We start from the raw sequence: 13,826 nt of genomic DNA, 5'->3' as shown, positions 1-13,826 counted from the left end.
TTTTCCGACCTACATATTTTACCTACAATTATTTATTTTTCCGTAGCACTACGCTTTTCTGCGAGTTTCAATACCTCATTACCAGCCAAAAGAAATGCGCCCACGCCGTAAATTTCCGTATCATCGTAGTTTACTTCGCCTGGAGCCTCGCCTACTTGCTGTACATAGCCCAGCTTTCCATCGGGATGAACCGCATTAACGAGTGCATTCCAACCTTTCCATACGACAGTTTCATAATCTTTTGAAGGAATTACTTTATTGTTTATTCCCCACGCTAGTGCATACGTAAATAGTGCTGTACCGCTAGTTTCCTTAGCTGGATAGCGCTCAGGATCCAAAAGGCTAGTCCGCCAATAACCGTCATGCTGCTGCAAGGAAGCAATCCGCTGTACCATGTTACGATAGAGCTCTTCCCATCGCGCGCGACTTTTGTAATCTTTTGGCATATCATTCAATACACGAACCAGCCCAGCCAAAACCCAGCCATTTCCTCTAGACCAGAAGACGTCCTGACCATTGCTTTCCTTTTTATCAAAATAACTTTGATCCCTATAGAACAAACGCTCTTTGGGATTGTAAAGATAATTTGTAGTCTTCCACCACAAAGTGTCTACCAAATCAAGGTACTGTAGGTTTCCCGTCACTTTATAAATTGACGAAAGTGCCGGTGGCCCCATAAATAAGGCATCGCACCAAGCCCACTCTCGAAGTGCAATATTATTTTTCCAGGCCAATGATTCGCTATGGGGACGACTTACCAATGTATCGGCCAACCTGATGAAATCTGCGATGTAATCAATATTTTTATCACGATTATACTTCCAGGTATACAGCTGCCCAACACAATAATTGTCCGCATAATACCGATAGTTGTCCGCATACATTTTCCAATCAAACTGTTCGCCTACAGATTCAAGATATCGGGTATAACGTGCACCACCTGAATGTTTTGTCATCTCTATCAGGCCAGTGAATAAGGTTGCTGAAGTCCATTCACGGCCAGCATGACGTAGCCCCTTATGTTCGATACTGTCCAACTGCCACGAAGCGACCCGATTCAAATACTGCCTAACATCAACCACTTTTTCTGATTTTCGCACATCCATAGCGCGTATGGGAACCTGAGATGCTGACAGCCCAGGATAAAGCCCTAAGATAGCCAACACAATAAAACGCCTTATTTTCATGAAATTGTATTTTTTTAAGATTGACCAACAGCAACGTGCTATATAATCACCAACACTAAAGCTAATATCTCAGTTTCATACTGTATAGTGATTTCAGTCTAGAACATCCATGTTAAAATGTCCAAGCAAAATGACATAGATACGTCAGTCATCCTAAATTAGATAAAGGCGTGCAGGATTTTACGTACAGGATAGGATTAAATTTAATGAAACCGTTCCCAATAATTGGGAACGGTTTCATTAAAATGATTTATAATTAGGCCTCATCTTTGGTATTCTTTACAAGGCCTATACCAGCGAAAAAGAAGATTAACCCCAATACACCAATTACACCTAAAGTTGTATAGGCAGCACTTTTGTTAATAAGTTCATATCCGGTATATATTAAACCGACAATACCCAGAACAGTTAATACTGTTCCAAAAAAACGTTTTACGTTCATAATAATGAATTTTAAATTATAGATTAATGAAAATGAAACTCTTATTTAGCAAACTTATCCACTATGCTTTTTAAATTGATACCTTTTCCTAATACCGGTTTAAAAATATCGCCTTCACTTCGCATCCTATCAAGGGCGTTTAGAATATGAAAATCACTTATTTTCAAACCTTTCTTGACTTCATCCCAGTGTAATGGCATCGATACAGTGGCTCCGGGCTTAGGACGAACGGAATAAGCTGCTGCAATTGTTGCATGAGGCCTATTCTGCAAAAAATCAAGATACATTTTGCCCTTGCGATCTTTTATGGATCGCTCCAGGCTCGTGAATTTAGGAAGCTCATGATGGACTAGGGTAACGATAACCCGCGCGAACTCTTTGGATTGATCATAAGTATATTTCCCACCAAGCGGGATATAGATGTGAAGCCCCGTAGAACCACTGGTTTTACAATAGCTCGCTACCCCCATATCATCCAATATGTTCTTTGTGACTTGTGCAGCCTCAATAACCTGATCGAAAGAATTTTTATCCGGATCAAGGTCTATAATACAGAACGATGGGTTGTCGGGCTTCTTCACAGTACTACTCCAAGGATTCATTTCTATACAGCCAAGATTTGCCATATAAAGTAGTGTAGCGTCATCCTTTCCAACAAGGTAATGACGGTCTTTTTCATCAGCCTCACTGTGGTAAAGATATGTTTCCGCCCAGTCTGGTGCCGTATCGGTTACGTTCTTAAAGTAGAAACCATCTTCTTCAATTCCGTTGGGAAATCGATTCATACTTTGGGGCCGATCCTTTAAATAAGGTAATATAAACGGAGCGGCCTGATAATAGTAGTTGATAAGGTCTCTTTTTGTTATTCCCTCTTTCGGCCAAAAAACTTTATCCAGATTGGTAAACTTCAATTCATGTTTGTTGACCTTTCTGACCTGGGTCTTATCTGAGGGATTTAAGAGGCTCTTCCGATGCCCCTTCACTCTGGGCGAAACTATTTTATCTTCCATATGATTGACCATTTTTTCTGTAGGAGCTTCATCTTCAAGAACAACATTTTTAGCACGTTTGTCTTCGCGCATGCCGTTAAACGAAGGATGACGCATAATACCATCGCTGGTTAATTCCGTAAAACTCACCTCGCATACAAGTTCTGGTTTAAGCCATGTCACCGTAGCGTGTGGCGGATTTGGTCTAAACCTCGAAGGCTTATTAACGTCAGGTTCTTCAGAGAAAGCTGCTTTAGAAACAATCAGCGGCTTAAATAGTTCCATCATCTCCTTTTGAAGTTTTACATTGAAACCAGTACCCACCTTTCCGGTATAAATCAATTTTTTCCCTTCATAAACACCGACCAATATGCTACTGAACAATTTACTGGAATCATCATTCAGGGTGAAACCACCTATGACGACTTCCTGCCTTTTGTTCGCTTTAATTTTTAACCAGTCTTTAGAACGGTTGTGAACATGATATAAACTAACCTTTCGCTTTGCCATAATCCCTTCAAGCCCCAATTTCTTGGCCTCTTCCAGAAAATGAATGCCGGAAGTTTCAAAATGTTCGCTGATCAAAATGCAGTTGTTCTTGGGAAGAACTTCTTTTAAAATTGATTTACGCTCAAGCAATGTCATGTCCTTCAAATCCTGGCCCCGATACCATAAGATATCGAAAACGTAATAAACCAGATCACCATCCGCTTCGCTGCGCCAGTTTTGTAGCGCTCCAAAACTAGCTGTCCCATTTTTGTCTAAAACGACTACCTCCCCATCCAAGATGGCGTCTAATTTAAGGCTCTTCAATTCCTCATAAAGTGGATAGAATTTTTCATTATAGCTTTTATCATTACGGGATTTTAGTTCAACATCCCCCTTGTTCATAAAAGCAACAGCCCTGTAGCCATCCCACTTGACCTCATATACCCACTCATCATCATCGAACGGTTTAGCCACAAGTGTAGCGAGCATAGGCTCTATATGAGAATAGAACTTCTTTGACGACGCATTTTTTAACAAGGTCTGAAGATTCCTCTTGCTTTTAGCACGATGCTTTGGAACAGCTTCCAACTGATCGTTGATTAATTTGGATGCCTCGTTTTTTGTCGAACGTTTATCCTTTACTGTACTGTTTTTCTTAATGATATTTTCACCATATACTTTATCGGGTGACCTTTCCATCTGCTGAATAGTTTTACCCGATATCACCGATTTATCGCTTGCAGTAATATCCTTATCGCTAGCATATTGATCCTCCAGCTTCATTAAAAGCCAACCATTATCTCCCCTCCCATGAGCCTTAACAAGAGCAAACTCACCTTTAAGTTTTTTACCGTATAGCTTAAATTTAAGCTTGCCAGAATGAAGTTGATGTAAGAGATCTTTTTCCTGTTTGGAAATATCCTTAACGCTCCCATCAGCCGGTTCATAGTGTCCCTCATCCCAAACGATAACCGTGCCTCCGCCATATTGTCCTTTTGGAATCGAACCTTCAAAATTTCGATAATCATAGGGATGATCCTCCACCATCACAGCGAGGCGTTTGACAGTAGGATCGATTGATGGCCCCTTAGGAACTGCCCAACTTTTCAGAACACCGCCCATTTCAAGACGAAAGTCGTAATGTAGATGTGAGGCATCATGTTTTTGGATTACAAACCGAAGTTCCTTTCCGTTTGGCTTTCCTCCAAACGGTTCTGGGGTGTTCTCCTCGGAACGCTTTTCGCGATATTTAGACAGTCCCATAACTACTGTATTTAAGTATATTGAAAATAACGTTTATTTCCCGTGCCGTTTCTTCAAATAATCTTCAAGAACTTTTCTTTCATTCGATCCGGTCGCCCGTATTGCGCCAACAACAGCTTGACTGCTCACCCCCATCTTATCCTTGAAATATTGAATTTCGTACTGTTCTGATCCGCTTACTTTGCTTCTGTCGGATTTCCCTTTTTTAGACTTGTTATCTGCCATGGTATTTTGTTTTAGTGTTTTTCTTTTGGCGATTGAAAAATCCTAGATTTCAATTCGCGATACATTCAATTTTGATATAACACAAACGTCACAGTGAAAAGGTTTTTAAAGAATTGCGCTTAGGGGAACCAGACATCAAATATTGCTCGCTATTGCTTGGTTAATTGTATATTTTCGCATGGCTAAAGCTAACTTGGAATGTTACATTCCATTTCAACAGAAGAAGTATTTAATTTGTAACTTGCTATTGAAAAGATACTAGGTTCTTATCAGCACTACGTTTGCTAATAAAAAACGTGTATGCCGATATTACTTTCGCAAGATGTTATTTTGTATAGATTATCAGTATGAATTTATCAAAAAATGCACTGGAATATTCCTCTATAGCCCCGTCTCCTTCACTTATCGGAATGGTAGAAAGTATATGGATGTTGAAAAATCATTCGAACAAGCGAGAGGAAAGCATTATTATACCTGACGGAAAAATAGATTTATTTTTTCTGATGGAAGAAAACAATAGTTTTCAGATCTTCATTTCTGGAGTCTGTGATAAACCCATTTTAAAGCCGCCCTATCCGAAATCGACGATGTTTGCCATCAGTTTTTATCCGTTGGCCGCCGAATATATTTTTAAGCAGTCTTTCGAAAAATTAAGAAACCAAAGACTGGTATTGCCAAATGATTATTTGGGATTTGGCAGGAATGATCTTGCAGATTTTGATAACTTTTACACGAAAGCCTGCAAAATATTCGAAAAGCAATTTGAAAACGAAATAGATGTGAGGAAAAAAAAACTATTCGAACAGATTTACCTATCAAAAGGCGAAACGACGGTAGAAGAACTTTCTAATAAGGTGATTTGGAGCAGCCGGCAGATGAACCGTTATTTCAACTGCTGGTTTGGTATTCCATTAAAATCTTACATTAATATTATTCGTTTTTCCAATTCCCTAAAACAATTAAAAATGGGAATATTTTATCCGGAGCTTAATTATGTGGATGAATCCCATTTCATTAGGCAGGTAAAGAAATTCTCAGGTGTAAAACCAACCCTACTAAATAAAAATGAAAACGACCGATTTATTCAATTGAGTGTATTAGCCGATTACTAACTTTGTCTGTAAATCAAACAAAAATATGCATATTAATCATATCAATCTTGTCGTAAAAGATGTTGATAAAGCCGTTAATTTATTGACAGATATTTTCAAGTTCAATTTAATAGTCAACCGCAATAATAAAATGGCTGTACTGAAGGATAATAATAATTTTGTTGTTGTAATTTGGGGACAAGAATTGAACAAAGAGAAAGATGTACCGCAATATCCTAAGAATTTCCATATCGGCTTTTATCAAGACGACGAAATTGCAGTTCAAAACATTTTTGAACTTTTAAAAAACAACGAAGCATTAAAAATTGATGGAGCTCCCAAAAGAATCAGAAATACATTCGGATTTTATTGCTATTTTGAGAATCTAATGATTGAAATTAGCGTAAATCCTTTTAATTATGAATAGACTGCTCCTGAGCCTACATAATGATTGCTAAATTCTGATCCGTTGAACATTGCTATTCACCAAATTTCTTATAAATAGCCCCCAGTCGGATTGTATATGTATTCGGTTTTCCAATAAATTATTCCTTAAGAATCACAACTCTATAAATGTATCGAATTCCATTTTTTAGCAATAGCCGATCTAAAAAAGATCGGGTTCTGATTTCATTCCAGAGAATTCCCAACACAATCGAATCAAGAAGGACAGCTTGCATATAAAATGGTTTGGCCGCAAAGAATGAAATTCTCTGCGGCCAAACTAGCATCTAGCATAACGCTAAATTAAGGAAGAAGAACTTGATCAATGACATGGACAACACCGTTTGTTGCCAGCATGTTTACGCCAGTTATTGTGGACTCACTGGTATTACTTTTACCTTTCAGCATTGCCTTTCCAGACAATTTCACAGTGATTTTTTCACCGTTTAAGGTACTTAGCATCTGTCCATCTGAAAGATCAGAAGAGAAAGCCCTAGCTGAAAGAACATGATAGGTTAGAATCTTAGTCAGCGCTGCGGGATCAGCTTGATTAATTGAAGCTATTGTGGTAAAACCCGCGTTGATAAAAGCTTGATTTGTAGGTGCGAAAACCGTGTATGGTCCTGATCCACTCAACAATTGAGCAACATTTGTAGTTCCTTGACTTGCTCTCAACACTGCAGCAACTAAGAAGGATAAATCACTATTAGCTGTAGCAAGTGCCACTATATTTTTTGTTGCCGGCATAAGTACATGAGAAATACCATGAATGACACCATTCGTAGCCATCATATCTGGAGAGGTTACCGCCCAGCCATTGACAAATACACCCTTACTATTTTTAGTAACGTAAACATTGCTTCCGTTTGCTGTCTTCACTTCTGCATTTGGACCAGCGGGTACGCTAGAAGCAACTACTTTAGCGGATAATGTATGATACAACAAAACGGATTTCAAGCTTTCTGCAGACATGCTACTAATATCTGCCGAAGTCATCCCTGAGCTTTCGAAGGCAGCATTATTTGGAGCAAATACTGTAAATGGTCCTGTTGAGGAAAGTGTTTCGCCCAGACCAGCCTTTGTCACGGCAGAGGCTAATATGGAATAATCCTTGTTCATGGATACCATCGCAGAGATTGTTCCTGTTGTTTCCATCTGCTTGTCATCGTCTTTACTACATGACACTGTAATCATCGAGAATACCATTAAGGCCGATGCCATACTCGATAGTCGTTTGATGTTCTTGTTGAATTTCATAATTATAATTTTTAATATTTTGATTTACAAACAAGCAAGTGAACAAAATAGTTTAAAAATAAACCAAATTAGTTTATGATTTCCAAAAAAAGTCATTTTAAAGACATTTAGAGGATAGTATTAGTATCAAATTAAACTAAAAAAGCTTTTGTAGGTGTTATAGATTGCTGGTGATGTATTAAAATTCATGTCAATTTTTAAACAAAACAGCATCGCCTTCAGATTTGTTATCTTATAAGATCATGCAGATGTGTCATTTTCTCCACACTGCTATGTAGGCTGTTTTGGAGAATAAACGAGAGATAAGCTGGCGAAAACATATGATAGCATAAATACGATAAGTTATACACCATAAACAATACATACATTATGTCTTTATTTTCAAAAGATTTGAGCAAAGAGCCAATATTTGACGGCATGGGCTATGAGCCTTCTTTTTTTTCAAGAAAAGAAATGGTTACTACAAAAACCGACTATAGTAAGAAAAAATATGATGAAGGCAACAAAGATACGAGAAAAAAAATTCTTGTACTTTGTACGGAGGAACGTTATATGACCATGAAAAATGGCAAGAAATTTTCTACAGGCAATCATCCGGTTGAAACACTCGTACCTATTCTTCATTTTGACCAAGCCGGATTTGACGTGGATTTCTATACGCCAACCGGCGGCACAGTAAAATTTGAGATGTGGGCAATGCCTTATGAAGACGAACATATTGGTAAAATTCTCGAAAAATACAATACACAATTTTCAAACCCACACAGTCTCCAGGATTTTGTAGCAGACACAACTAAATCTTATGTCGACTATGTAGCTGTCTTCATTCCCGGAGGACATGGCGCAATGCTCGGCCTCCCCGAGAATAACGATGTAAAAGAGCTGATTAAATGGGTAATAGCCGAAGATAAATTTATGCTGACAATATGCCATGGACCCGCAGCCCTCTTATCTGCTGCACAAGGTATTGATGAGAATGAGTTTCCATATAAAGGATATAAAATCAATTCTTTTCCTGACGAAATGGATCAAATTCTTCCACAAAGTGGATACCAGCCGGGCGAAATGCCTTGGTTGTATGGCGAGAAACTGAAACAGCTGGGGGTTGAAATCTTAAATAGAAAAATTAGCGGCGATTGCCATGTTGACCGGAAGCTGATCACCGCCGACAGTCCGCTGGCAGCAGACAAATTCGGCAAAATCTGTGTGGAACAATTGCTTGCTGATGGAAAATCTAAAACAGAAAATTAAATATTAATAAAACAATCTCAAACCTCGACCGACAACAGAGCGGTCGAGGTTAATGCGAACATGTCCTACCTACCATTTAACTACTAAAATAATAGCTGTTTACGATATCGAATACAATAGACAAACAGGTTTAGCAGAACAATAATGGCTATGACAATGGCCGCTGCATATATGATGCTATTCGTTCCCTTATTTGCCACTGCAATCGCAATCAAAGCCCAGGCAGATACAAGTCCAAATACGGGCATACGACGTTGCCAAATCATTATTAAATGAATAATTAGCGCGACTACAAACATGATAATTATCCATAGCGTTGCAGATAATCCAAACCCGCCCCAACCGATCTTTGTAAGATAGGCCGCAACGTCGGCAATTAAAGCGACAGAAATCCACCCGGCATACAGATGGAAAGGCAGCTTTAAAAAGAAAAGTTTTTTGAGGTTTGATTGAAAAGAAATAGCCCGAGTATTTTGAATGATCCGTAACAACGATACAAATAGCAGGAGCATCAAAAAAATGGTCACAGAAGTATAGTCATACAACCAGGTAATTACCCATAAACAATTTGCCAAACAAGAAACCAAAAACCACCACCCAACTTTTAAGATCACCTCTTCCTTTTCTCTTGTCAGTTTTAATAATGGTCCAAAATAGACCACAAATCCAAACAAGCCCAGATATATCAAGCCCCAAATGGAGAAAGCATATCCAGCCGGTGTAAAAAGGTTTTGATACTTAGCTGATATCGTTGCCATTGTTTCCCCGTTAAAAATGCCGGTATTGGATAAGTAATTGATAACTATAGTAACGACTAAAACAACTGCATTGACTATTTGGTAGATCTTTTTCATTGTAAAAGCTATAAATAATGTTAATAAAGGCTAATTTAGTAATTTATCGCCGATCGACAAGCGATTAAAGAGTAGCTATCATTTATTATTAGGACGATTAAATAGCTCTTCTAGAATCTCATAGCGATAGTCAAAAATTTGATTTAATTTCTTTTTGACAAACATACCGTGCGCAAGTGTACCCAATATTCCGAAGGGCAATTCATACTCAACAGTATCTTTCATCAACACGCCTTTTTCATTTGGAATAAATTCATGAAAATGATTCCAAAATCGATAAGGCCCCTTTAATTGAAAATCAGTAAAACTCTTATACTTTTCCACTTGCGTTATTTTGGTCTTCCACTTTAACGGAATTCGAAAAATTGGAGATACTAAATAATCGATGACCATACCCTCAACAATTTCTTCGCCATTAAATTCTGAAACAACCACAAAACCCATGTCTTTAGGTGTTATCTGAGCAAGATTTTGTGGAGATGAAAAAAAATTCCAAGCGCGTGCTATATCGCAAGCTAATTGTTGTTCCCTATATAATGTATATTTCATTTGAATGTGAATTGTTAAATCCAATTTGATGCCCATCGCTAGCATGCTATTAAAATAACAATGGGAAGATTATTTGGTTTAAAAATATACTAAATATACAAAAAAATAAAAACAAAATATACAACTAGTAAACGAAGAATACTATTAAACTATATGCGACTGAAATAACCCTATGGGATGTCGAGTTTCGTTCAACTAAAAAGACGCGAGGTCCTGAAAAAGTGCCTCAAGCGTATCAATAAACTTAGCAACATGCAGACCATCACATACGGCATGATGTACCTGTATAGCCAAGGGCATCAGTGCCTTATCTCCTTCAATCTTGTATTTTCCAATCGTAAATGTTGGTGAAAAATAATTACTAAAATCTGCAACATTAAGATTGAAACTATCAAAATGAATCCACGGAAGAGCAGAAATATTAAAATGATTTTCTGGCGGTTTTTCAGGAAAAAATAGCTTGCTATCACTGCATTTTTCAATAACATGCTCGTAATCCTGCAGGAAAGAGGCTAAGTGTTCCTGATATCCTACTGACAACGCCGAAAAAGTCTCTGCTTCTTTATGCAGTATGGTGTAAATAGGGTCAACCCTGTCCCAACAAATTAATTCGCCACCTCTCATTGCCATTTTAAATTCATCATGTTGGTTCACTGCTCTCGAAAGGAGATAAATTATGACAGGATAGAACTTATAATCGCGCATTTTTACAAATTGGACCACCGCCGATATATCGAGCTTAACTGTGAGGCTAAATCCACATTTTACATCCCCACGGTAAATCTCGAAATGCTCTCTTCGCTTCCAGTTTGCTGTATCAATTATTTGATATTTTGTATCCATTTTATAAATTATCTAGCTAGTATCCCTGTCCTCGTCATGTTAATAATTTATACAGTCAATTTACCCAACAAACGATACCTTTAAATCTATTCTATTTTTAGTTGCACCTAATGACGACAAGTTTCCAAAAGATGAAAATTTCATTTTGATACGATTGACTCCATTCCCTATAGTGGAAGATGATTTCAAAAAGGTGAAGTCGTTCCACATATTTCTTCCAAATATAAAATATTTTTAGTGGTATCAATCAAATACAATAGGATTGATACCACTAAAATGTTACTTGAGCTCCAATTCAAACCGATGTTTACCAGCATTTAATGCAATGATATTACCATTGCTTACATTCGTTGGAGGATAAAATGTCGCAGTCGCATTTGGAGGTATCTGAACATCATATACAATCTTATTACCACTTAATTTCCAATGAGATAAAATTTTACCATAGGGTGATTCGTAAGAAATCGATGATTCTTTCAATTCCTGAGGAAAAATAGGCTTCAACAGGATGTTTTTGAATCCAGGATGTTCGGGATCAGGAAGAATCCCGCCGATAGATTTAAAGAACCAGCCACCAATTTCACCAAACATCATGTGGTTGTCCGAAATATCCCGAGTTGCTTTTAAATCCCAGTTCTCTAGCAATGTAGTCGCCCCATTGACAATCCACCATCCCCAGGACGGATAGGTATCTTGTACCGCAACTTTATACGCGGTCACCCCATACCCGTTATCATTCAATGCATTCAAGAGAGCTTTTGCCCCCAATACGCCCACGTCTAAGTGAAAGTTAGCCTCTTCAACTTTCCTATTTAGATTGGCCGACACCCTCGCTTTCATATCTTCCGGTACAACTCCCCAATAGAGCGGTACACTCAATTCCGTCTGTGTTCCATTGTTATAAATTCCATTAGAAACATTCAAAAATCTCGCATTAATCGCCTCCTTAATTCTTTTACTAAGTTGATCATACTTTTGATGGTCTGCCGTTTTTCCAAACAACTTTGCCGCTGCAGCCAAAATGGTCGCATCAGCATAGTAATAAACAGATGACGTCAGTTCCAGATTGGACTGAGCCTTAACAGGCACCCAATCTCCGCGTCCAAAAGTGGTAAGTCCAGAAGGGCTGATGCCGTCTACATAATCCACATAGCGTTTAATATTATCGTAGCATTCTTCCAATGCGCGCGGATCACCATAAAACTGATAGATCTGCCAGGGGATAATAGCGATGGTGCTTGTCCAGTCAAGACCATTTGCATTACCATACCCCCATCCACCCGTTGGAATAATATCTGGTAATACGCCATTCTCTTGTTGCTCGTCACGATGATCGGCCAGCCATTTTTCATAAACTGTAATACCGTCAAAATTATACAGGGCAGTTTCAATCGCGAGGTGACCATCCCCTGTCCAACCATTTTTTTCGCGTTGCGGGCAGTCTGTAGGATACCCCATCAAATTCGATAAATAGGCATTGTTGGTCGCTTTCCATAGTTTGTTAATCAATTCCGAGGATGTTTTAAGCTGTCCGATAGGTTGAGCATCGCTGTGCATAAAATAGGCAGTTACAGCAGAACTATCCAAAGCTATCGCTGTGCTGCTACTAACCTCGACATAACGAAAGCCTTTATAACCAAATTTAGCCATAAACTCATCATCGCGACCGCTTAAGGTAAGAATGTCCGTCTGAAAGGGCTCCTTTTCCTTATCGCCAAGATAATAAACATCGATATTGGACAGATCAAGACGCCCATCTGCCGACAATCGTTCACCATGCTTGATATGTAGCATAGTCCCTGGAGCTCCTTTGACTTTAATTTTTGTAATTCCAGCCATATTCTGACCCATATCGAAAACATAAGTACGTTGGTCTATCTTTGTCACTGATTTGGGCTTATAGGACTTCACGAGCCGAATCGGTACCATCTGTTGGGAAACGATATGTGCAGATGGCGCATTTCTGTACTGAACAGCCTGCCAAGTTGAATCATCATATTTAGGTTTGTCCCAGCCGGGCATGTCAAGTCGAGCATCATAATGCTCACCCGTATAAATATTGTTATAGATAATTGGACCGGTAGCTGTTTTCCACTGCTTATCCGAAACGACCGTCTCCCACGTACCGTCTGTATACTCGATTTTAAGCTCCAAACAGAATGTTGGCCGGGCCCGCCACGGTGCTTGATGAAAATTCCAAACCGCCAGTGGCTGGTGATTATACCAGCCATTCCCCAAAACGACGCCAATCGCATTCGCACCTTGTTGTAGTTGTCCGGTAACATCCTCTACCACATACAGTGTTCTTCGATCAAATCGCGTATACATAGGATCAAGACGGTGGTCTCCAATGCGCACGCCATTAATAGAAAGCTCATATAATCCGGCAGCGGCAACATAAGCACGAGCCGATTTTATCCGCTTTTTGATAGTGAATTCAGTCCTAAAATACGGAGCGTTGCGCGCATTGATATCTTTATTGTCACTGATCCATTTTCCTGTCCAAAGATCCTTCCCCATCATTCCAGTCTCGAAAGATGCTATTGCTGAAACGCTGGAAATACCGTCTCGGTCCCATACTTTTACTCTCCAAAAGTATTTTATCCGCGGCTTTAACTCGGTACCATTATAGTGCACCAACATCGCCGAACTTAGCTGCTTTCCACTGTCCCAATGCGCTTTTACCCCATGTAACAATTCAAGGGAATCTTGCGCTAAAAGAATCTGATAAGCTTGCTGTAGGGCGCCCTTTCGCCGGTCTTCAAGGCGCCAGCTTAATCTCGGGTGGGATGCGTCAATGCCTAACGGATTGACCAGATGTTCGCATGTCAACTGTACAGCCTTGCAGTTATTCTTGGATTGTGCATAGGCAGTACTTGCCATACACAATAGTATTATCAATAAAATTCTACGCATTAAAGGATATAATTCTTGGTTACTGT

12 protein-coding genes are annotated in these 13,826 nt (G+C 38.9%); 3 read left to right on the top strand and 9 right to left on the bottom strand.

Annotation, left to right across the window (positions count from 1 at the left end; genetic code table 11):
• Positions 1-32 precede the first annotated feature (32 nt).
• The 4 genes from B2107_RS05025 to B2107_RS05010 all read right to left on the bottom strand — a co-directional run bounded on the left by B2107_RS05025 (position 33) and on the right by B2107_RS05010 (position 4,595).
• Positions 33-1,187 (bottom strand): glycoside hydrolase family 88/105 protein, encoded by a 1,155-nt coding sequence (locus tag B2107_RS05025; protein WP_293953723.1) that lies wholly within the window; start codon positions 1,185-1,187, stop codon positions 33-35.
• Positions 1,188-1,443: 256 nt separating this feature from the next.
• Positions 1,444-1,629 (bottom strand): hypothetical protein, encoded by a 186-nt coding sequence (locus B2107_RS05020; protein WP_209574231.1) that lies wholly within the window; start codon positions 1,627-1,629, stop codon positions 1,444-1,446.
• A 41-nt stretch (positions 1,630-1,670) separates the two neighbouring features.
• Positions 1,671-4,370, bottom strand: coding sequence for a DNA ligase D (ligD, locus tag B2107_RS05015; RefSeq protein WP_293953721.1), 2,700 nt, complete (start codon positions 4,368-4,370; stop codon positions 1,671-1,673).
• 33 nt (positions 4,371-4,403) lie between these two features.
• A complete protein-coding gene (locus B2107_RS05010) occupies positions 4,404-4,595 on the bottom strand; it encodes a DUF3606 domain-containing protein (protein WP_293953719.1) in 192 nt (63 codons plus the stop codon).
• Positions 4,596-4,942: 347 nt separating this feature from the next.
• Here B2107_RS05010 and B2107_RS05005 point away from each other — a divergent pair, with 347 nt between their 5' ends.
• Both B2107_RS05005 and B2107_RS05000 read left to right on the top strand, forming a co-directional pair.
• The gene (locus B2107_RS05005) at positions 4,943-5,707 is read left to right on the top strand and encodes a helix-turn-helix domain-containing protein (protein ID WP_293953717.1); all 765 of its coding nucleotides are present in this window, start codon (positions 4,943-4,945) and stop codon (positions 5,705-5,707) included.
• A gap of 25 nt (positions 5,708-5,732) precedes the next feature.
• Positions 5,733-6,113 carry a VOC family protein gene (locus tag B2107_RS05000; RefSeq protein WP_293953715.1) on the top strand — a complete coding sequence of 127 codons (381 nt, stop codon included), beginning with the start codon at positions 5,733-5,735 and terminating at the stop codon, positions 6,111-6,113.
• A gap of 320 nt (positions 6,114-6,433) precedes the next feature.
• On the opposite strand, the gene B2107_RS04995 is transcribed toward B2107_RS05000, so the two are convergent.
• Entirely contained in the window at positions 6,434-7,387 is a 954-nt protein-coding gene (locus tag B2107_RS04995; RefSeq protein WP_293953713.1) for a fasciclin domain-containing protein, read from the bottom strand.
• 369 nt (positions 7,388-7,756) lie between these two features.
• On the opposite strand from B2107_RS04995, the gene B2107_RS04990 reads away from it, so the two are divergent.
• On the top strand, positions 7,757-8,638 hold the full coding sequence (locus tag B2107_RS04990; protein ID WP_293953711.1) for a DJ-1/PfpI family protein: 882 nt from the start codon (positions 7,757-7,759) through the stop codon (positions 8,636-8,638).
• A gap of 83 nt (positions 8,639-8,721) precedes the next feature.
• On the opposite strand, the gene B2107_RS04985 is transcribed toward B2107_RS04990, so the two are convergent.
• From B2107_RS04985 to B2107_RS04970, 4 genes are all read right to left on the bottom strand, one after another.
• The gene (locus B2107_RS04985) at positions 8,722-9,492 is read right to left on the bottom strand and encodes a hypothetical protein (protein WP_293953709.1); all 771 of its coding nucleotides are present in this window, start codon (positions 9,490-9,492) and stop codon (positions 8,722-8,724) included.
• Positions 9,493-9,570: 78 nt separating this feature from the next.
• Positions 9,571-10,041: an SRPBCC family protein gene (locus tag B2107_RS04980; RefSeq protein ID WP_293953707.1), complete on the bottom strand. Its 471-nt coding sequence runs from the start codon at positions 10,039-10,041 to the stop codon at positions 9,571-9,573.
• A gap of 195 nt (positions 10,042-10,236) precedes the next feature.
• Positions 10,237-10,884: a type A chloramphenicol O-acetyltransferase gene (catA, locus tag B2107_RS04975; RefSeq protein WP_293953705.1), complete on the bottom strand. Its 648-nt coding sequence runs from the start codon at positions 10,882-10,884 to the stop codon at positions 10,237-10,239.
• Between the two features lie 279 nt (positions 10,885-11,163).
• On the bottom strand, positions 11,164-13,767 hold the full coding sequence (locus B2107_RS04970; protein ID WP_293953703.1) for an alpha-L-rhamnosidase: 2,604 nt from the start codon (positions 13,765-13,767) through the stop codon (positions 11,164-11,166).
• Positions 13,768-13,826 lie beyond the last annotated feature (59 nt).

Origin of the sequence: Sphingobacterium sp. UBA7855 (genome assembly GCA_002500745.1) — a bacterium.
GTDB lineage: Bacteria > Bacteroidota > Bacteroidia > Sphingobacteriales > Sphingobacteriaceae > Sphingobacterium.
Note: the sequence above shows the minus strand (reverse complement) of the source record. Positions and strands in the feature narration are given on the sequence as shown.